This window comes from Staphylococcus chromogenes, from assembly GCF_029024625.1.
GTDB classification, from domain to species: Bacteria; Bacillota; Bacilli; order Staphylococcales; family Staphylococcaceae; genus Staphylococcus; species Staphylococcus chromogenes.
Genome location: NZ_CP118953.1, coordinates 845,721 through 864,425 on the forward strand (window position 1 = coordinate 845,721; position 18,705 = coordinate 864,425).

Here is an 18,705-nt window from a genome sequence, read left to right on the forward strand (position 1 = left end):
CCGAAGACGTTTAATAGAGTGGGAGGTGTTAAGATGCCAGAAAGACGTATTATTCATATCGATATGGATTTTTTCTTTGCGCAAGTGGAAGTGAGAGATCACCCGCATTTAAAAGGAAAACCTGTCATTGTGGGTGGAAAAGCGAGTGGTCGTGGGGTTGTATCGACAGCATCTTATGAAGCAAGAGCTTTTGGTGTTCGCTCGGCAATGCCAATGGCGCGCGCGCACCAACTTTGTCCTGACGGATTTTACATGCAGCCTCGATTTGAGGTTTATCGTGAAGTATCAAAACAAATTATGGAGATATTCAAAGGCTATACAGAGATAGTAGAACCATTATCTTTAGATGAAGCGTATCTTGACATTACTGATTTAGTGCGAGCGGATTTATCTGCATCACAAATCGCACAATTTATTCGACGTGATATCTTTAATAAGACACAACTCACTTCTAGTGCTGGGGTTTCTTATAATAAATTTTTAGCGAAATTAGCAAGTGGCATGAATAAACCAAACGGTATGACCGTAATTGACTATAATAATGTGCATGAAATATTGATGGACTTAGACATTGGCGATTTTCCTGGCGTAGGGAAAGCATCCAAAGAAAAAATGCATGCCAATCAAATTTATTCAGGCGCTGATTTATTCCAAAAAAGTGAACAAGAACTTGTCTTTTTATTTGGGAAAAAGGGTCACCAATTATATGAACGTGTGAGAGGGAGAGATCACCGTGAAGTGAAATCTGAGCGCATAAGAAAAAGTGTAGGTGCAGAGCGAACATTTAATACAGATACAAATGATGATGAAGAGATTTTAAAAAAGGTGGAAGCATTAAGTGAGATTCTTGAACGACGCTTAAATCAATTGAATCAATCTGCACGCACTGTAACCGTAAAAATTAAAACAGATGCATTTAAAAATACTTCAAAACAAAAAAGCTTACTGTCACCGATAAAAACAGCTGAGGAAATCTATCAGGTGGCCTATGATTTATATTATGAATTAAAAGAAGTAGATACACCCATCCGATTGATAGGTGTAACAGTCGGCGGTCTTGAAGATGCATTTTACCGCAATATGACAATTTATGACTTTTTATAGTAGATCTTTATCTTGTAAATTTTTCCCATAAATACGTAATACATTGTCGAGACTTGGATAATGTTTCAATAGGCGATACGTAATCATTGCACATGCCTTTGCGTCATTTAAAGCGTCGTGATGACCATGGAAATCTAAGTTGAAGTGTTCCATCATATGTTTAAGACCGTTTCTTTTTGAAGCGACAGTTTTTCTGGAAAGTTGACATGAACAAAAGTACGTTAAATTAGGTGTTTCAAATTGGTGGGCTTTTAAACTTGCATGCAAGACGGACATATCGAAGGCAGCGTTATGTGCGACCACAGGTAAGTCATTGATGAATTGGAGCATATAAGGATAGACGTAACTAAAATCCGGTGCTTCACGTACATCTTCTGGATGTATTCCGTGAACCTCAATATTTTTTGCAGAAAAATAATCATTAGGATTAACGAGCGTATAAAACGTTTCAGTGAGCTCATGGTCGACTACTTTGACCATACCGACCGAACAAACACTTGTCCGCTTATAATTCGCAGTTTCAAAATCAAGTGCAACATAGCTATTATGTGCCAACAAAACCCCTCAATTCTACTCTAAAATATGACATATCTTAGCATAAATAACGATAAAACGCCAACGACAGAACGTTGACGTTTTATCAGTTTTAAATTATTCTCCTTCGTTAAAAGAGCGACTTGCAAGTTCTTTTTCGTAAAGGTAAAGCGTATTACAATCATCACCGATACGTTTTAAATAATCGATATGTGTTTCAAACATAGACTCTTCTTCAACTTGTTCATCTAAGAACCAGTTTAAAAACGAAATCGTCGCATAATCTTTTTTATCATTTGCAATTTCTGATAAATGGTAAAAACGTTTTGTTACATCTTGTTCTTGTTTTAATCCATCTTCAAAAGTCTCTAAAATAGAATTGAATTCCACTTTAGGCGCTTGAATTGCAGAAAAAATAGCTTTTTCGCCACGGTCATTAATATAATCATAGATTTTCTTTCCGTGGAAACGTTCTTCTTTCGCTTGTTGAATGTAAAAATTTGCAAACCCTTCATAAGCATTGTGATCACAATAGGCAGCCATTGCCATATATGCATGTGCAGCAAAAAATTCATGATTCATTTGGTCATTTAAAGCTTCTAATAATTGTTTATCTAGCATAATATCCCTCCAAAGATGTCTTCGTCCTCTTTCATTTTACCCAATAGGATAAAAGTTATGCAATGAATAAAATTTGTGTTATGCTTTTGATTTTGTATTACTGTTGAGCATGGTATAATATTCTAAGCGAAAATTGAAGGAGAATTGTTATGAGACAATGGACAGCGATTCAGATGGCCAAACTCGCACGTAAAGCAAGTCGTGCAGTTGGTAAAAAGGGGACTGACTTGCCTGGTCAAGTGGCCCGAAAAATTGATCAAAATATTTTAAGAAAGTTAGCTGAAAAGGTGGATGAGGTTGTTTTAGTGAGTGGTACTAATGGAAAAACAACGACATCTAATCTGATTGGGCATACACTGAAAGCTAATCACATTCCAATTATTCATAATAATGAAGGGGCGAACATGGCTGCAGGGATTACTTCTGCATTCATCGTGCAATCTCGTCCGGAGACTAAAATGGCAATCATCGAAATCGATGAAGGTTCAATTCCGCGTGTATTGAAAGAAATGACACCTACGAAAATGGTGTTTACGAATTTCTTTCGTGATCAAATGGACCGCTTTGGAGAAATTGACATCATGGTGAATAATATTATTTCAGCCATTGAGAATAAAGGGATTGCATTAATTTTAAATACGGACGATCCTTTTGTAAGCCGTTTGAAAAAGGCAAGTGATCATGTCACTTATTATGGTATGGCTAAAAATGCTTATCCTTTTGAACAATCAACGATGAATGAAAGCCGTTATTGTCCAAACTGTGGAAAATTACTTAAATATGATTATATCCATTACAATCAATTAGGGCATTATTCTTGTGAATGTGGTTTTAATCGTATGTCTCCTAAATACGAAATTCAACATTTTGAAATAAACCCATTTTTAACACTTCAAACACCACAAGCGACATTCAATATGAAAATTGCCGGAGATTTTAACGCATACAATGCTTTGGCCGCATATGCTGTTTTAAGAGAATTAGGTTTAGACGACGAAAGTATTCGTAAAGGTTTTGAAACCTATACATCAGATAACGGACGTATGCAGTATTTTGAACGATCTCATAAAAAAGCACTCATAAATTTAGCTAAAAATCCAGCTGGAATGAATGCTTCTATATCAATGGGTGAAAAATTACAAGAGAGAAAAGTCTATTTAATGAGCTTGAATGATTTTGCGGCTGATGGGCGAGATACTTCTTGGATTTATGATGCGGACTTTGAAAAATTAGCAACCCAAGATATTGAAACGATTATCGTTACAGGCTCACGTGCTGAGGAGCTCCAATTACGATTGAAACTTGCAGAAATCAATGTTCCAATTATTTTAGAAAAAGATATTTATAAAGCGACGGCACGCTCTATGGATTTTGATAGCTTTACAGTCGCAATCCCTAACTATACCTCTTTAACCCCTATGTTGGATCAATTAGTCCGTTCGTTTAAGGAGGAGAAATAAATGTATGAATTAACCGTTTTCCATTTTATGCCAGACAAACTAAATCTTTATAGTGACATCGGTAATATCATGGCTTTAAAATACCGCGCCAAACAGCGTCAAATTCAGTTAAACGTAGTAGATATCAATGAAACTGAAGGCATTGATTTATCTAAAGCGGATATCTTCTTTATCGGTGGGGGTAGTGACCGTGAGCAATCCTTGGCCACTAAAGAGTTAGCTAAAATTAAAACTGAACTTAAAGCAGCCATTGAAGAAGGTTTGCCAGGGTTAACCATTTGCGGAGGATATCAATTTTTGGGTGAAAAATATATTACACCTGATGGTGAAACTTTAGAAGGATTAAATATCTTAGACTTTTACACCGAATCTCAAACGGAGCGCTTAACTGGTGATGTCGTTATAGAAAGTGAAACATTTGGAACTATCGTTGGTTTTGAAAATCACGGGGGGCGCACTTATCATAATTATGACACACTGGGTCACGTCACTTATGGTTATGGTAATAACGCGACCGATCGAAAAGAAGGGATTCATTATAAGAATTTACTAGGGACGTACCTTCATGGTCCGGTATTACCAAAAAATCATGAAATGACAGATTACTTATTAGAAGCGGCAGCCAAACGTAAGGGCATCCCATTTGAACCGAAATATCTTGATAACACAGAAGAAGAACTAGCAAAACAAGTCTTGATTGATCGTGCCCGTAAAAATGAGCAAAAATAAACCTAAAGAATTGGGCAAAGAAGTATTGTCCAATTCTTTAGGTTTTTTTTCGTATTTTTTTAAACCTTAAAAGTAAGATTCGATAAATCAACAAAATTTCGTAAATGGTATGACTTTTAACTTGATTGATATCAAATTCATTTAAGCCTTTTACAGAGTTTTTAAGTGTTGTCGCCGCTTTACGTTCAGGCTCAAATAAGCCTTTTATTGTAATCTGACTAATTTTTTGCGTAATCGCAATAATAGCTCTTTTTTCTTCATCGTTAAAAATTATAAAATCATCTTCTGGTAAATAGATAATATTGGATAAATGTGTAATGAGTAGCCGGTTTTCATGCGCACGGTTTGTGAATTTTCTTATTCTTAACCACTCGTCTGAGCGATTTTTTGATTTGTGGTATTTGAGTTCATCTCTTTGATAACCTAATAATTCTTCTATACGTGCATTATTAAGATGTAATTTTTCAACATCGTGATCACTTTTTTCAGAATGAAATTGCCCAATTAATAGTTCTTTCATTCTTTGTGTAAATAAACGATATATTTCCTTTTCAGTCTGATCAATAAGTGTATCGATTTGTGTATAATATTTAGGTGGTAAAACAATAAAATTAACTAATCCCGCAGTGCCTAAACCTATAATAGCAGTGAGTAAGCGTGAGAAAAAATTAAAAACATAATCTTGATGAATATCGGGTATCATTGCAAGTGCAGTCAGTGTCGCTACAGTAATACCCACGTGTAAATTGAAATGTATACATAATAAAATCGTGAGGGTAGCTGTCAGCCCATATGTAAAAGCAGAATTATCGCCGAAAATATAAGTACATACCACAGCGATAAAGGCGCCCATCACAGTGGCGGGTAAACGTTTGTATCCTTTAGTAATCGAAGCTTTGACAGTGGGTTCAATTGTAACAACGGCGGATAATATCGCAAAAATTGGATTTAAATCTAACCACAAACAAAACAACGCCGTTAAAAAAGCAGCAAGGCCTGTTTTGATTGTTCTTGCACCGATGAGGTTTTTGAGGCGTATTGCGTTCATCTTTTCATGCTCCCGTTTAAAAAGTTAGTTTAAGTATACCAAATTATCAGGATTTGAAGAACCGGGTTTTTTAAGGGGAATTAGAAATTGAGGTAAGCGTTATAACTATGTCTTTATAGAAAATACGGTGAATAATATATCTAAAATAATTTCTCGAGAGGTGTCACGTTGAAATAGGTGTAATAGATGGACTAAATTTTCATTTTCGAAACGTCTTAAAAAAATGATAAAATAGGAAAAAGCGATGTTTAAGGATATCACAATGGAAATAATTAAAATTAATGATATAGTAAAGTAGAATAAGAATTTTTAAAAAGGAACGGGATTAATCATGATTGTAAAAACAGATGAAGAATTACAAGCACTAAAAGAAATTGGAGCCATTTGTGCCAAAGTGAGGGACACAATGGTAAAAGCAACGGTACCAGGGATTACAACTAAAGAATTAGACCATATCGCCAAAGAGATGTTTGAAGCTGAGGGCGCAATTTCTGCTCCGATACATGATGAAAATTTTCCAGGTCAAACATGTATTAGTGTCAATGAGGAAGTGGCTCATGGTATTCCTGGAAAACGTGTAATAAAAGAAGGCGATTTAGTTAATATTGATGTCTCAGCGTTAAAAAATGGTTATTATGCAGATACGGGGATTTCATTTGTGGTTGGCGAAACTGATGAACCCATGAAACAAAAAGTTTGTGATGCGGCTCAAGAAGCTTTTGATGCAGCAATGACAAAAATAAAACCTGGGGCAAAATTAAGTCAAATCGGAAAAGCCGTTCATGCGACTGCGCGTAAAAATGATTTGAAAGTCATTAAAAACCTGACTGGACACGGGGTAGGTCAATCTTTACATGAAGCACCCGCACATATAATGAATTATTTTGAACCTCAAGATAAAACATTACTCAAAGAAGGTATGGTATTAGCAGTAGAACCATTTATTTCATCAAATGCGTCTTTTGTGACAGAAGGTAAAAATGAATGGGCATTTGAAACAAAAGATAAAAGTTATGTCGCACAAATAGAACACACGGTCATTGTGACTAAAGATGGGCCATTATTAACGACAAAAAGCACATTAGAATAACGTTCGGACTTAAGTCTTAATAAAAGATGGTTCCATAGCCTATTATAAACGGCATGGAACCATTTTATAATAGAATCGAAATATGAGGTGATTCTATGTTAAGACAAGTCCAACAATATCTAGAACGTTTTTTTAATCGCTTATATGTTTATGAAATGAGCGATTGTTTAGCAATGTTATCAACAAAAATTAGAAATATTGATGAGACGATATTGTATACTCAACAAAAAAAGACACAATTACAATTGTTAATTGACAGAGAGACCGTCGCATTAGAAAATAAATATATCGATTTATTAGACGCACAACATATGAGATGTCCAGAAAAAATTCATGGTAAAGAAATCACAAAAATGAAAGTGAAGTTAAACGAAATCGAGTCTGAGTATGCACGATTAGAACGGTATTTAACTCAATTGAACGCGGAAAAAAAAGAAAAGCAACAAGAGTGTGATTTATTATTAACATTAAAACTTGCATACTAGAAAGGTGGAAATATGACACAAAAATATATTTCGACTGAGCTCTTAATCATTTTTACAGCTCTAATGATTATCGCCAATTTTTATTACATCTTTTTTGAGAAAATTGGTTTTTTGTTTGTGTTGTTATTAGGAAGTATTTTAATGTATGTGGGTTACATTTACTTCCACAAAGTGAGAGGGCTCTTATGTTTTTGGATTGGAACATTAATGGTGTTATTTACTTTATTATCTAATAAATACACACTTGTGATTTTATTTATTTTTATGATCATCGTAGCGGTACGTTACATCGTTTATAAACGTAAACCGTTAAAAGTGACAACATCTGAGGCAGTAGAAGCCTCTCCTTCATTTATTAAACAAAAGTGGTTCGGAGAACAGAAAACACCTGTGTATGTCTACAAATGGGAAGATTTGCAAATTCAGCATGGGATGGGCGATGTCTATATTGATATGACGAAAGCAGCTAACTTAAAATCACAAAACAACATAGTGATTAGACATATTGTTGGCAAAGTACAAGTCGTCGTCCCATTAAATTACAATGTAAAGCTAAATGTTGCTGCTTTTTATGGGAATATCAATTTTGAGGAGCAACGTTTAAAGTTAGAAAACAACAACGTCACATTAGAATCATCAGAAAAATCAGATCGATATACAGTAAATATCTTCGTTTCCACGTTTATTGGTGATGTTGAGGTGGTTTATCGATGAATCAATATGTACGATCAATCGGTTCAATGCTGATTTTAGTGTATAGTCTCTTTACCGCTTTTTTCTTTATTGATAATGTCTTCACAAATATCATCTTTTTTCAAGGAATGTTTTACACACAAATTTTTGGAGTTCCTGTTTTCTTGTTTTTAAATTTAATAGCCATTTTTTTATGTATAATCGTTGGGAGTGTGCTCGCTTATAAAAATAACCAACAAAATGATTGGTTGAAAGCGCAAATTGAACGCTCAATTGAAGGTGAGACGGTAGGCGTAAATGACCAACAAATTGAACTTTATCACGAAACATTAGAATTATATGAAGCACTTGTGCCGCTTAATCAAGAACTTCACCGTATGCGCATTAAAACACAAAATTTAACGAACGAATCGTATAACATGAATGATTCAAAAGTTCAGAAAATCATTGAAGATGAGCGGCACCGGTTGGCGCGTGAATTGCATGATAGTGTCTCTCAACAGCTATTTGCGGCAAGTATGATGTTATCAGCAATAAAGGAAACACCACTTGAGCCTCCACTGAGCCAACAAATACCCACTTTAGAGAAAATGGTACAGGATTCGCAATTAGAAATGCGCGCATTACTTTTGCATCTGAGACCGATTGGCTTAAAAGATCGTTCTTTAGGTGAAGGGATACAGTCTTTGGTATCAGATTTACAACGTAAAGTGCCATTAAATGTAGTTCAAGATATTGGGGAATTTGACGTTCCCAAAGGGATGGAAGATCACCTTTTCAGAATTACACAAGAGGCAATTTCAAATACCCTACGTCATTCTAAAGGCACAGAGGTGACTGTTGAATTACTTCAGCGTGACGATTACATACTCCTACGTATACAAGATGACGGTATAGGGTTTAACGTTGATGATAAGATGGAACAAAGTTATGGTTTGAAGAATATGCGTGAACGTGCGATGGAAATCGGTGCGACGTTCCATATCGTATCGTTACCAGATTCAGGTACACGTATTGAAGTGAAAGCACCGTTAGATAAGGAGGGGCATAATGACAATTAAAGTTTTATTTGTAGATGACCACGAAATGGTAAGAATTGGTATCTCAAGTTATTTATCTACGCAGCCAGATATTGAAGTTGTTGGGGAAGGGGCTTCGGGTAAAGAAGCCATCGAAAAAGCGCATGCATTAAAACCTGATTTAATTTTAATGGATTTAGTGATGACGGATATGGACGGAGTAGAGGCGACGACGCAAATTAAGAAAGATTTACCTAAAATCAAAGTCGTGATGCTTACAAGTTATATTGAGGATAAAGAAGTCTACCGTGCATTAGATGCAGGTGTAGACAGTTATATTTTAAAAACAACAAGCGCCAGCGACATTGCCGAAGCCATTCGCAAAACATCTAAAGGGGAATCTGTCTTTGAAGCAGAAGTACTCGTTAAAATGAGGAATCGTATGCGACAACGTGCAGAACTTTACGAGCTTTTAACCGAAAGAGAAATGGAAATTTTATTATTAATTTCAAAAGGCTATTCTAATCAAGAAATTGCGAGCGCTTCACATATAACGATTAAAACCGTTAAAACACATGTTAGTAACATTTTAAGTAAACTTGAAGTTCAAGACCGTACACAAGCAGTGATATATGCTTTCCAACATGGGCTCATAGAATAATGAACGACAAAAAAGCACTTACGTTCCAAATTAATAGATGAGGCACTATAATGTTTCCTCAAAATGCAATAGCCATCAAAATTTATCTTTAAGTAAATTTTGATGGCTATTTTGATACAGCTTTAGTCACTCATCTTACGACAAAAATAGTTTCTAAAGTGTGAGAGGGAAACTTTAATCGTTTCCCTAACTCTGTTTTGTCATTATTTTTTAATTTGTTGATACCCATCTTGCACGAGTTCTAATTCACCTGTATGAGGATCGATAACGAGTCCGTGAACAGGGACTTTACGATCAAATAACGGATGGTCATATATCATTTGAATATTTTGACGAACATTTTCATAAACATCATCAAAGCCTTTTAAGAAATTAGGAACATCAATTCCAGAATGACCTAAAATATCAAAGACTTGACTGTTAACCCCACGTGATTTCATGGTTTCAATGACATCATCGACATTTAGGTTACCCATACCACAATCTTTATGGCCCATGATAATAACTTCCTCAGCACCAAGCGCATAGATACCTACAATGAGACTACGCATTGTCGAACCATAAGGATGTGTGATCGTAGCACCAGCATTTTTGACGACTTTCAAATCGCCATTATTGAACCCTAGAGCTTTCGTAGATAAATCTTGAAGGCGTGTATCCATACACGTCAAGAGTACGGCTTTTTTAGAAGGCTTTTTACTTGTTTCATAAGCTTCATATTCCTTATTTTCAACGAAGGATTTGTTAAACTCTAGAATATTTTCTAATAATGTCATGATTTTGTTCCTCCATCATCTAAGCTATTCAAGAGAACGGCTTTATTTTTTTGTTTTGATATGATGAGATTTTCCATCATTTGTACGTTTTTCTGTTTTAGAACCTTCATATTGGTGATGGTTTTGATAATCAAAAGTGTTATTTTGGTTTTTAGCATCTTTGCGAGGTGCTTTTTCATTACCCATATTGTTATAGGCATCTGCTAAATCTTCTTCACCACGTTCATCCATTTCGTCATAAGTGATTTCTTCAGGTGTTTTACCTTTAGACACTTTACGGTGATGGAAGATAGCGTTAACTTCAGCCCCTAAAATAAGAATAAATCCAGTGATGTATAACCATAGCATTAATACGATGACACCACCGATACTACCATATGTTTTAGAGTAGTTACCAAAGTTTGAAACATAGAATCCAAAAGCAAGTGTTCCTAAAATCCAAACAATTGTCGCAACGAGGGCACCTGGAATGACTGATTTTAATTTTATTTTTACATTAGGTGCCATTATATACAATAGAGTAAAGACAATAAAAATCGCGAGGACCGGTAGAACAGTACGTAGTAAACCAAACACCCATCTCACAGCGCTATCCAATCCTAGTGGACCAAATAAAATATTTCCAATTTGTTCGCCGAACGTAAAAAGCACTAACGTAATAGGCATTGTGATACCGATAAGCAATGTAAAGAAAATCGCCATGGCTTTTGATACAAAGAAATTACGACTATCTTCAACGTCATAGGCCACGTTAAATGAGTTCATTAAAGCTGTCATACCGTTAGACGCTGTCCAAAGTGCTAAAATCAAACCGAAAGATAGGATGCCACCATTCGCATTACTCATCACATCAGTCAATATATTTGTGATGATAGATGAGGCTTGTGCAGGTGCATTGGATTCGATTTGGTCAATAATCGATTTTTGATCAATATTAAATAGCGGTATAAGCGATAAAATAAAGATAAGCATTGGGAAAAGTGATAGCATAAAATAATAGGCGAGTTGTGCCGCTAAGCCAGAGGCATCGTCTTTACCAATGCGATAAATTAAATATGAGAAAAAATTAGGTCGGTCTGTGTATTTTACCGGCTTATTTATACGCGAAACAAAGAAAGTTTGGTTATCTTTTTTTGCTTCTTTAGATTGAAATGGTTGTGGCTTCACAAAGTGGTGTTCTTCATGAATATCTCCTTTGGCGTCACCTTGACGATTTGGATTTGGTTCACTTTCTTTTTGATGTGAATCATCTTTTTGGAAATTATCTTTTGCTTTATCAATAATTCCGGATGATTTATGTTTATTATCCATATTGTAGCTCCCCTAATATTTAGTATAAAAAAAGCAATCTCAATAGGGGAGAAAGTTAAGTTACTTTCATTTTCTCCCGTCGAAATTGCTTTAAAATGTTCAATTTCTTACTTCTTATTGACTCATTAACGGTTATTTTTACGTTGTTGGAAAGTTTCTTTAGCATCACGTAAAGAACGTTCTAATTCTGGGTTGTTACGACGAATTTCTTCAATTGTGTTTTTCCAATATTTAAATTCATCAGTGAGTTGAGATACTTTTGAACCTTGTCCAGATGTTTGACCTGATTTAATGTTTTGAACTTGGTTCTTTACAGATGAACGCGTGTTTTTGTCGATAAGTGCCACAGCACCTCCAACGACTGCTCCGATTAAAACGCCTGGAATTAATTTGTTTTGCATAGTGTTACCCCTTTCTTATATCCTTTAAGATGTAGTCGATAAGGTTATCGCATGATGATTGTATCATGTCAAAAACCCCTTCGAAATTGTTTGTATAATATGGGTCCGGAACATCCGTCTCCTCCATATCGCTAAAATCAAGCAACTTAAATAGTTGACCTTTAAGTTGTGGATTGATTTGTCTTATATTATCCACATTACTTTGATCCATTGCAATAATATAATCAAAATCGTCATTTTCTGTAAACAACTCACTCTTCATATTATCGAATGGAATTTGGTGTTCATTTAAAATATTTTGTGTCCCTTCGTGAGGGGGTTCGCCTAAATTCCAGCGACCTGTGCCTCTCGAATAAACTTCTATACCGTCGATTTCACGTTCTTGAAGGCGTTGACGCATAATTGCTTCAGCCATCGGGGAACGACAGATATTGCCGAGACATACAAAAGCGACTGTTGTCATGTTGAAACCTCCATGTCTTAGTTTATATGCCCATTTTATCCTTTTTTTAAACAACCCTGAAGTGTTTTTGACAAAAATTTTTCAAAATTTGTATGACTTTGCTAGAATATAAGAAATGAAAGGATGAAGAACATGTCAAAAAATATAGAAACAATGATTACAGAAATTAGAGACCAACTTAATTTAGTCAACCCAGGACTTATTGATCCTGAACATTTTAGCGAAAACCAATTTGAAGAAATCCAAGAAATACATGAATTTGTGATGTCTAAAAATGATTTCACTCCAAGTGAAATGAACGGTATTACCGAAGCTTTAGGAGCATTAAGACAAACAAAGTAAACGAGTTCACAATTAAAGGGGAGAATGAGAGTGTCATTAAATGAAAAACTGCAACAGTATGCGAAATTACTTGTCACTGTAGGTTTAAATGTTCAAAAAGGCCAACCAGTATTTATTCGTTCTACAGTTGAAGCCGTTGAATTTACGCGTCTTATTGTCAAAGAGGCATATCGCCTTGGAGCATCAGATGTACGTGTCAAATATGCTGATCCAGAATTGACACGTCTAAGCTATGAACATGAGGATGTCACATTTTTCAACCAAGAAATAAAACCTTATGAGGTAGACGAACGTATGGACTACGTTGAACGAGGTGCTTGTAGTTTAGCATTAATCACTGAAGATCCGGACTTATTAAATGGTATCGACAATGATAAACTTAAAGCTGCACAAACCCAACGTAGTAAAGCTTTTAAACCTTATATGATTGCGTCACAAAAAAATGAATTTCCATGGTTAGTTGCAAGCTATCCGTCTAAAGCTTGGGCACAGCGTGTCTATCCAGAATTAGAGGCTGAAGCTGCATTTGAAAAGTTTTTAGAGGATGTCTTAGAAATTGTACGTGTTGACGGCAATGACCCTATCGAAAACTGGAAAAAACATACCGCATTACTTAAAGAAAAGGCGGATATGCTCAATCAAAAAGCTTACACAGCCCTACATTATAAATCGAAAGGTACAGATTTACATATTGGTTTACCTCAAGGTCATATTTGGGAGGATGCGACAAGTTATACACCCAATGGCCAAGCGTTTGTAGCAAATATTCCAACTGAAGAGGTATTTACTGCACCTGAAGCCAACCGTGTTGAGGGATATGTAACAAATAAATTACCATTAAGTTATAATGGAACAATTATTGATGGATTTAAATTAACTTTTAAAAATGGAGAAGTTGTAGATTTTCATGCAGAGAAAGGGGAAGCTGTTTTAAAATCGCTATTAGAAACCGACGCTGGGGCAAGACGTTTAGGAGAAGTTGCCCTCGTACCATTTGACTCCCCAATTTCTAATAGAAAAACTATCTTCTATAATACATTATTTGATGAAAATGCTTCTTGTCATCTTGCCTTAGGTGCAGCTTATGCATTTAATTTAAAAGGGGGCACACAGATGTCAGAAGATGAATTAAAAAATCATGGATTAAATGATTCACTGACACACGTAGATTTTATGATTGGTAGTGAAGATTTAACGATTTATGGGGTAACCGAAAATGGCGAAGAAGAACTTTTATTTGAAAACGGAAATTGGGCTTAAGTGAATAGGAGTGTTAAAATGACCAAAAAAAGAAAAGCAATGAAAGACGCTAAAACATTTAAGTCTCGACAAGTATTTCCGCAGGATACTAATCATTTAAATACGCTATTCGGAGGTACTATGATGGCGAATATTGATGAAGTTGCTGCGATATGTGCTTGTAAGCATTCAAATACACAAGTCGTGACTGCCTCTACAGATTCCGTAGATTTCATTCGCCCAATTAAAAATGGGGATATTATGAACTATGTTGCAATGGTCACGTATTCTGGGAAATCTTCAATGGAAATCTGTGTTCAAATATATATAGAAGACGTCTATAATAACGAAGAACATCTAGCTGCTTTAAGTTTCTTAACATTTGTCGCTTTAAACGATGAAGGAAAACCAACGGAAGTTCCAGAAGTCTATCCAGAGTCTGAAATTGAAAAATGGTTTCATGAAAATGCAGAAGTACGCGTGAAGCGTCGTAAAGAACGTCGAAATGAGAGTAAACATACGCTTGCTTTTTTAGAAAATATTAAAGCACAGCGTGAAGAAGGATAAAAAATAACGCTAAGGGTTAGAAATCGCACATTTTGACTGCTTCTAACCTCTTAGCGTTTTTTTCTATTTATTGAAATAGGGAATGCATCCGTTGCTCTTTAGATTTAAAATCAACATCAGGATAGTACATATTTTTGACTAAGACATTGGGACCTAAGCATTTCACAGAAGGGCAGTGACAATTAAGAGATTGCGCTAAAGGTGTTTTTAGCCATTTTTGAAAAACTTCATTCAGATTGTCCGTTTGAATATTAGAAATTGTGCCCGTTTCATCCCCAAAATCGGTGACAATGACATTACCAGTGAAAACATTTACATTTAAACGGCTTCGTCCATCTGGATCATTTCTAAGTGAAACGTTGGGTGTAGATACTAAACGTTGTCGAAGTTGTTGATCCGTTTCATCTTTAATACATGGAAATATCGGTAGTGTCCCAAAGAGCATCCATGTATGAGGATCCCGTATATCTAAAAGATGATGTATAGTTGATTTAATCTCAGCTAAAGGTAAAACTTCGAGCTGACTCGCAAAATCAGAAGGATACATCGGATGAATTTCATGACGGCGACATTTCATATCATGTACGACTTCTTGATGTATTTTTTCAAGGTACGGTTGCGTACTCTTATTTAACATGGTTTCAGCTGAAACAAACATCCCTTGTTCACTTAAAGTGCGTGAATTCGAAATCATTTGTTCATATAATCTTTCACGGGCTTTTAAGGGTGGTTTTTTATCCATTGCGCCAAAGCCAACTTCTGTAAAGGTATCGATTGTTCCCCAGTTATGAGAGATGTGCATGACATCAATATATTCTGCAATTTCTAAATAACGATCTAATGGCAGTGTTAAATTAGAATTCATTTGAACATATATGCCTCTGTCATAAGCATATTTGAGTAAAGGTTTTACTACTTCACGAATCGATTTTTTCGAAAACATAGGCTCTCCACCTGTAATAGAGAGTGTTCTAAGGTGAGGAACTTCATCTAATCGTTGCGTAATTAATGTCATCGGTAGAGGCACAGGATCAGTGGTTTGAAGTGTATATCCTACAGCACAATGACTACAACGCATATTACATAAGTTCGTCGTAGTAAATTCAATATTACTCAGTGTCAATTCCCCATGTTCTGTTATATCGTTGTAAGCTTCCCAAGGATCATTGTGTATAGAAATAGGTTTTTTTGTCGTGTGAATCATTATAAGACTCCTCTATATCTAGGTTTGATTTGATATTTATCATTGAGGAATATCAAAATCGTGTTATGATAACAGTGATAAATGCAATTATAAAGGAGAATGGATACTTATGGAAGAGCCTCGTACAATGAATCAAGTAAAAGAACGTTTAACCCAATTTTTAGAAGACATCGAACAGGTGAATCCAGATGACGTGGATATTAAAGACGTGGATGAGTGGATTGCACTTTTAGATCAACTTGAAACAAAAGTGAACCAATTGCGTCAGTAAGTTTTTTGTTTGAATGTTATCTTTTGGGGTTATACAATAATTAGACATTCATTAAAGAAAGGTGATATTCATGGCAAAAAAAATAGCTGTACTTTTAGCTGACGAATTTGAAGATATTGAATTAACAAGTCCTAAAGAAGCGCTTGAAAACGCTGGACATGAAGTTGTTATTATTGGCGCAGAAGCTAATTCAGAAATCGTCGGTAAACATGGTGAAAAAGCAAAAGCTGATGTAGGTATTGCTGATGCTAAACCAGAAGATTATGATGGTTTACTTTTACCAGGTGGATTCTCTCCTGACCATTTACGTGGAGATGAAGAAGGCCGCTTCGGAACATTTGCAAAATATTTCTTAAAAGAAAACTTACCAACTTTTGCAATCTGTCATGGTCCACAAATCTTAATCGATACAGACGAATTAAAAGGTCGTACTTTAACAGCTGTGCTTAACGTACGTAAAGACTTAAGCAACGCAGGAGCTACTGTTAAAGATGAATCAGTCGTTGTAGATAAAAACATCGTTACAAGTCGAATTCCAGATGACTTAGATGACTTTAATAGAGAAATCACAAATTTATTAAATCAATAATAGATTTAAGCTGCCAGCAAAGTAGAAACCTTTGTTGGCAGCTTTTTTGTCTGTTTTTAAGGTAGTGTTTTATTAGAAATTTGCGCATAAATAAAAATATAGCGATAATGAAGTTGAAAGAAATCCTAAATTATAAAGGATAAAAATGTATCAACTTACCACGAATACATAACGAAACAAAAAAAGGGTCTGAAATGCCTATTTGATGCATTTCAGACCTCATTTTTATAAGAAACGTTTAATTGCTGTAGAAAGGGAAGGCATTTCTTTAAAAACAAATTTACCTTCTTCAGTTAAACTACGATATGCGAATTTAGCATAATTTTTTGCTTCTTCAGGAACGATTTGACCTGGAAGCGGCGCTGCATTAACATCCACATAAACATTAACGATGGTTGGTTTATGTTGTTGAACAGCTGTTTGCACAATCGCATCAATATCTTTAGCGTCTTTTAGTGTATAGCCTACACCACCACAAATTTCAGCATATTTCGCAAAATCCATATCACTGAAATCTATACCGTATTCTAACTCACCAGCAGCTTGTTGTTCGTATTTAATAAAGGATAATTCTTGGTTATTTAAAACAAAAATCACCATAGGCATATTGTATTGAACTGCTGTCGCAAAATCTTGCATTACCATTTCGAACGCACCATCACCAGAAATAGCAATCACTTGTCGGCCTGGGTAGGCAATTTTAGAAGCGATAGCTGTAGGTAATGCACATCCCATCGTACCGAGCCAACTAGAAATGACGAATTTATTATGGATTCCCAAATTTAAATAACGTGTTGACCAAACAGTAGACGTTCCGACGTCAGCAGCAATGACGGTATCCTCATGAATCACTTTATTAATCGCGTCCATTAAACGTTCTGGGCGAATCGGCTCAGATTCATTTCTTTTATCTTCTTCCATCCATTGATCCCATGTTTCTTTTCGTTTTAACATGTCATCTAGGAAATCACGTTGTGTGACAGGATGAATCGCTTCAGTTAATGCATGTAAGCTCTTTTTACTGTCTCCAATAACCGGTGCATCAATGTTAAAACGATGACCAATGGCATGTTGATCTACATCGATTTGAATGGCTGGTATGTCTTTATGAGGTAGATAATCTGTGTAAGGATAATTTGTGCCGACTAATATTAATAAGTCTGCATTTTGCATCGCATGATAGGAAGGCTTTGTACCGATTTTTCCGATATTTCCTAATAAATAAGGATGATCATATGGAACTACGGTTTTAGCTGGTAACGTCACCATTGTTGGAATTTTTGCTTTTTCAATCAGTGCTTTGACTTCATCTTGCGCATGTTGTGCGCCTACACCCACTAAAATAACGGGTTTTTTGCTTTGGTTGAGTAACTCAGCAGCTTTTGTAATCTCTGAAGTAGGGGCGTCTGGAAGCTGTGGTTGGAATGGGGCAACTTGACTAGGGAGTTGGACATCAACTTTTTGGTTTAAAATATTGTTAGGCAGTGTTAACACAGCAACCCCTTTTTGGGCATATGCCGTACGGATAGCTTCATCAACAATATCAAAAATACGAGAAGCATCACTGTCTTTTAACTGATAATTGTAAACTGCGACATCTTCAAATAATTTTGGTAAATCGACTTCTTGAAAGGCTTTAGTCCCTAATTTATCACTATTGGTTTGACCAGATAAAATCAGTTGAGGCACGTTGTCCATTTTAGCATCATACATACCGTTCAATAAATGAATCGCACCAGGACCACCGATTCCTAAAGCTACACCAATTTTTCCTGTTAATTTTGTATATGCTGCAGCTGAAAGGCTGGCTACTTCTTCATGACGTACGTGTACAAATTTGATACGTTGCTCTGCAGATTTTAAGCCATCTACAACAGCATCTATAGAATCACCAGGAATACCATAAACATGATCAATATCCCAGGCTTCTAATGCCTTGATTAGCGCCATATTTGCTTTCATTTTTGTCATATTATTACTCTTCCTTCCTTTAAATAATATCCTAAAGTTTATACCCCATATTCTAACATTCATGCACTCATGCTAGGGACTGATTTTGTTCAAAATGTATAGATTAATTTTGTGTGACTTGATACAC

General features: G+C 35.5%; 22 protein-coding genes. 13 read left to right on the forward strand and 9 right to left on the reverse strand.

From position 1 onward, the window contains the following. The first annotated feature begins 33 nt into the window (after positions 1–33). The gene (gene dinB, locus PYW36_RS03995; protein WP_037575767.1) at positions 34–1,104 is read left to right on the forward strand and encodes a DNA polymerase IV; all 1,071 of its coding nucleotides are present in this window, start codon (positions 34–36) and stop codon (positions 1,102–1,104) included. Here dinB and PYW36_RS04000 read toward each other — a convergent pair. Together PYW36_RS04000 and PYW36_RS04005 are read right to left on the reverse strand one after the other, a co-directional pair. Further along, positions 1,099–1,659, reverse strand: coding sequence for a 3'-5' exonuclease (locus tag PYW36_RS04000; protein ID WP_037575768.1), 561 nt, complete (start codon positions 1,657–1,659; stop codon positions 1,099–1,101). The genes dinB and PYW36_RS04000 overlap by 6 nt on opposite strands. 96 nt (positions 1,660–1,755) lie before the next feature. Beyond that, positions 1,756–2,259, reverse strand: coding sequence for a ferritin (locus tag PYW36_RS04005; RefSeq protein ID WP_037575770.1), 504 nt, complete (start codon positions 2,257–2,259; stop codon positions 1,756–1,758). A 149-nt stretch (positions 2,260–2,408) separates the two neighbouring features. On the opposite strand from PYW36_RS04005, the gene murT reads away from it, so the two are divergent. Continuing rightward, on the forward strand, positions 2,409–3,719 hold the full coding sequence (gene murT, locus PYW36_RS04010) for a lipid II isoglutaminyl synthase subunit MurT (protein WP_103159024.1): 1,311 nt from the start codon (positions 2,409–2,411) through the stop codon (positions 3,717–3,719). After that, positions 3,720–4,448, forward strand: a complete 729-nt coding sequence (gatD, locus tag PYW36_RS04015) for a lipid II isoglutaminyl synthase subunit GatD (RefSeq protein WP_103159023.1) — start codon at positions 3,720–3,722, stop codon at positions 4,446–4,448. A 37-nt stretch (positions 4,449–4,485) separates the two neighbouring features. On the opposite strand, the gene PYW36_RS04020 is transcribed toward gatD, so the two are convergent. Further along, entirely contained in the window at positions 4,486–5,496 is a 1,011-nt protein-coding gene (locus PYW36_RS04020; RefSeq protein ID WP_103159022.1) for an FUSC family protein, read from the reverse strand. 331 nt (positions 5,497–5,827) lie between these two features. Between PYW36_RS04020 and map the strand changes: the two genes are divergently transcribed. The 5 genes from map to vraR all read left to right on the forward strand — a co-directional run bounded on the left by map (position 5,828) and on the right by vraR (position 9,444). Further along, positions 5,828–6,586, forward strand: coding sequence for a type I methionyl aminopeptidase (gene map, locus PYW36_RS04025; protein WP_037575776.1), 759 nt, complete (start codon positions 5,828–5,830; stop codon positions 6,584–6,586). 95 nt (positions 6,587–6,681) lie between these two features. Next, positions 6,682–7,071 (forward strand): hypothetical protein, encoded by a 390-nt coding sequence (locus tag PYW36_RS04030; protein WP_037575778.1) that lies wholly within the window; start codon positions 6,682–6,684, stop codon positions 7,069–7,071. 12 nt (positions 7,072–7,083) lie between these two features. Continuing rightward, a complete protein-coding gene (gene vraT / locus PYW36_RS04035) occupies positions 7,084–7,785 on the forward strand; it encodes a cell wall-active antibiotics response protein VraT (RefSeq protein ID WP_037575779.1) in 702 nt (233 codons plus the stop codon). Beyond that, positions 7,782–8,825, forward strand: coding sequence for a sensor histidine kinase (locus PYW36_RS04040; protein ID WP_037575781.1), 1,044 nt, complete (start codon positions 7,782–7,784; stop codon positions 8,823–8,825). The genes vraT and PYW36_RS04040 overlap by 4 nt, the downstream gene beginning before the upstream one ends. Further along, positions 8,815–9,444, forward strand: coding sequence for a response regulator transcription factor VraR (vraR, locus tag PYW36_RS04045; protein WP_037575783.1), 630 nt, complete (start codon positions 8,815–8,817; stop codon positions 9,442–9,444). Before PYW36_RS04040 ends, vraR begins: the two co-directional genes overlap by 11 nt. Before the next feature lie 203 nt (positions 9,445–9,647). On the opposite strand, the gene PYW36_RS04050 is transcribed toward vraR, so the two are convergent. The 4 genes from PYW36_RS04050 to PYW36_RS04065 all read right to left on the reverse strand — a co-directional run bounded on the left by PYW36_RS04050 (position 9,648) and on the right by PYW36_RS04065 (position 12,395). Continuing rightward, on the reverse strand, positions 9,648–10,220 hold the full coding sequence (locus PYW36_RS04050) for a beta-class carbonic anhydrase (RefSeq protein WP_103159021.1): 573 nt from the start codon (positions 10,218–10,220) through the stop codon (positions 9,648–9,650). Positions 10,221–10,262: 42 nt separating this feature from the next. Next, positions 10,263–11,531 carry a YihY/virulence factor BrkB family protein gene (locus tag PYW36_RS04055; protein ID WP_103159020.1) on the reverse strand — a complete coding sequence of 423 codons (1,269 nt, stop codon included), beginning with the start codon at positions 11,529–11,531 and terminating at the stop codon, positions 10,263–10,265. A gap of 125 nt (positions 11,532–11,656) precedes the next feature. Next, positions 11,657–11,932: a YtxH domain-containing protein gene (locus tag PYW36_RS04060; protein WP_037575789.1), complete on the reverse strand. Its 276-nt coding sequence runs from the start codon at positions 11,930–11,932 to the stop codon at positions 11,657–11,659. 4 nt (positions 11,933–11,936) lie between these two features. After that, positions 11,937–12,395, reverse strand: coding sequence for a low molecular weight protein-tyrosine-phosphatase (locus PYW36_RS04065; RefSeq protein WP_037575792.1), 459 nt, complete (start codon positions 12,393–12,395; stop codon positions 11,937–11,939). A 132-nt stretch (positions 12,396–12,527) separates the two neighbouring features. Here PYW36_RS04065 and PYW36_RS04070 point away from each other — a divergent pair, with 132 nt between their 5' ends. From PYW36_RS04070 to PYW36_RS04080, 3 genes are read left to right on the forward strand one after another with little or no spacing between them, the layout of a single operon-like run. Next, positions 12,528–12,737: a DUF1128 domain-containing protein gene (locus PYW36_RS04070; protein ID WP_037575795.1), complete on the forward strand. Its 210-nt coding sequence runs from the start codon at positions 12,528–12,530 to the stop codon at positions 12,735–12,737. A gap of 30 nt (positions 12,738–12,767) precedes the next feature. Then, positions 12,768–13,997, forward strand: coding sequence for an aminopeptidase (locus PYW36_RS04075; RefSeq protein WP_229717316.1), 1,230 nt, complete (start codon positions 12,768–12,770; stop codon positions 13,995–13,997). A gap of 18 nt (positions 13,998–14,015) precedes the next feature. Beyond that, a complete protein-coding gene (locus tag PYW36_RS04080) occupies positions 14,016–14,543 on the forward strand; it encodes an acyl-CoA thioesterase (RefSeq protein ID WP_103159018.1) in 528 nt (175 codons plus the stop codon). A 67-nt stretch (positions 14,544–14,610) separates the two neighbouring features. Here PYW36_RS04080 and yfkAB read toward each other — a convergent pair whose 3' ends face one another. Next, the gene (gene yfkAB / locus PYW36_RS04085) at positions 14,611–15,747 is read right to left on the reverse strand and encodes a radical SAM/CxCxxxxC motif protein YfkAB (RefSeq protein WP_037575800.1); all 1,137 of its coding nucleotides are present in this window, start codon (positions 15,745–15,747) and stop codon (positions 14,611–14,613) included. Between the two features lie 109 nt (positions 15,748–15,856). Here yfkAB and PYW36_RS04090 point away from each other — a divergent pair, with 109 nt between their 5' ends. Both PYW36_RS04090 and PYW36_RS04095 read left to right on the forward strand, forming a co-directional pair. Then, complete coding sequence (locus tag PYW36_RS04090) at positions 15,857–16,018, forward strand: SE1561 family protein (protein WP_165806293.1); 162 nt, start codon at positions 15,857–15,859, stop codon at positions 16,016–16,018. A gap of 70 nt (positions 16,019–16,088) precedes the next feature. Next, positions 16,089–16,607 (forward strand): type 1 glutamine amidotransferase domain-containing protein, encoded by a 519-nt coding sequence (locus PYW36_RS04095; RefSeq protein WP_037575802.1) that lies wholly within the window; start codon positions 16,089–16,091, stop codon positions 16,605–16,607. Between the two features lie 225 nt (positions 16,608–16,832). On the opposite strand, the gene PYW36_RS04100 is transcribed toward PYW36_RS04095, so the two are convergent. Then, positions 16,833–18,578 (reverse strand): pyruvate oxidase, encoded by a 1,746-nt coding sequence (locus PYW36_RS04100; protein WP_103159017.1) that lies wholly within the window; start codon positions 18,576–18,578, stop codon positions 16,833–16,835. Positions 18,579–18,705: the final 127 nt, after the last annotated feature.

Excerpts from the sequence above, each read along its gene's own strand:
- PYW36_RS04005 (WP_037575770.1), bottom strand. The coding sequence starts at position 2,259 with ATGCTAGATAAACAATTATTAGAAGCTTTAAATGACCAAATGAATCAT.
- PYW36_RS04020 (WP_103159022.1), bottom strand. The coding sequence starts at position 5,496 with ATGAACGCAATACGCCTCAAAAACCTCATCGGTGCAAGAACAATCAAA.
- PYW36_RS04040 (WP_037575781.1), top strand. The coding sequence starts at position 7,782 with ATGAATCAATATGTACGATCAATCGGTTCAATGCTGATTTTAGTGTAT.
- vraR (WP_037575783.1), top strand. The coding sequence starts at position 8,815 with ATGACAATTAAAGTTTTATTTGTAGATGACCACGAAATGGTAAGAATT.
- PYW36_RS04100 (WP_103159017.1), bottom strand. The coding sequence starts at position 18,578 with ATGACAAAAATGAAAGCAAATATGGCGCTAATCAAGGCATTAGAAGCC.
- PYW36_RS04030 (WP_037575778.1), top strand. The coding sequence starts at position 6,682 with ATGTTAAGACAAGTCCAACAATATCTAGAACGTTTTTTTAATCGCTTA.
- vraT (WP_037575779.1), top strand. The coding sequence starts at position 7,084 with ATGACACAAAAATATATTTCGACTGAGCTCTTAATCATTTTTACAGCT.
- PYW36_RS04060 (WP_037575789.1), bottom strand. The coding sequence starts at position 11,932 with ATGCAAAACAAATTAATTCCAGGCGTTTTAATCGGAGCAGTCGTTGGA.
- yfkAB (WP_037575800.1), bottom strand. The coding sequence starts at position 15,747 with ATGATTCACACGACAAAAAAACCTATTTCTATACACAATGATCCTTGG.
- murT (WP_103159024.1), top strand. The coding sequence starts at position 2,409 with ATGAGACAATGGACAGCGATTCAGATGGCCAAACTCGCACGTAAAGCA.
- PYW36_RS04095 (WP_037575802.1), top strand. The coding sequence starts at position 16,089 with ATGGCAAAAAAAATAGCTGTACTTTTAGCTGACGAATTTGAAGATATT.
- PYW36_RS04080 (WP_103159018.1), top strand. The coding sequence starts at position 14,016 with ATGACCAAAAAAAGAAAAGCAATGAAAGACGCTAAAACATTTAAGTCT.
- PYW36_RS04070 (WP_037575795.1), top strand. The coding sequence starts at position 12,528 with ATGTCAAAAAATATAGAAACAATGATTACAGAAATTAGAGACCAACTT.
- PYW36_RS04050 (WP_103159021.1), bottom strand. The coding sequence starts at position 10,220 with ATGACATTATTAGAAAATATTCTAGAGTTTAACAAATCCTTCGTTGAA.
- map (WP_037575776.1), top strand. The coding sequence starts at position 5,828 with ATGATTGTAAAAACAGATGAAGAATTACAAGCACTAAAAGAAATTGGA.
- gatD (WP_103159023.1), top strand. The coding sequence starts at position 3,720 with ATGTATGAATTAACCGTTTTCCATTTTATGCCAGACAAACTAAATCTT.
- dinB (WP_037575767.1), top strand. The coding sequence starts at position 34 with ATGCCAGAAAGACGTATTATTCATATCGATATGGATTTTTTCTTTGCG.
- PYW36_RS04065 (WP_037575792.1), bottom strand. The coding sequence starts at position 12,395 with ATGACAACAGTCGCTTTTGTATGTCTCGGCAATATCTGTCGTTCCCCG.
- PYW36_RS04055 (WP_103159020.1), bottom strand. The coding sequence starts at position 11,531 with ATGGATAATAAACATAAATCATCCGGAATTATTGATAAAGCAAAAGAT.
- PYW36_RS04090 (WP_165806293.1), top strand. The coding sequence starts at position 15,857 with ATGGAAGAGCCTCGTACAATGAATCAAGTAAAAGAACGTTTAACCCAA.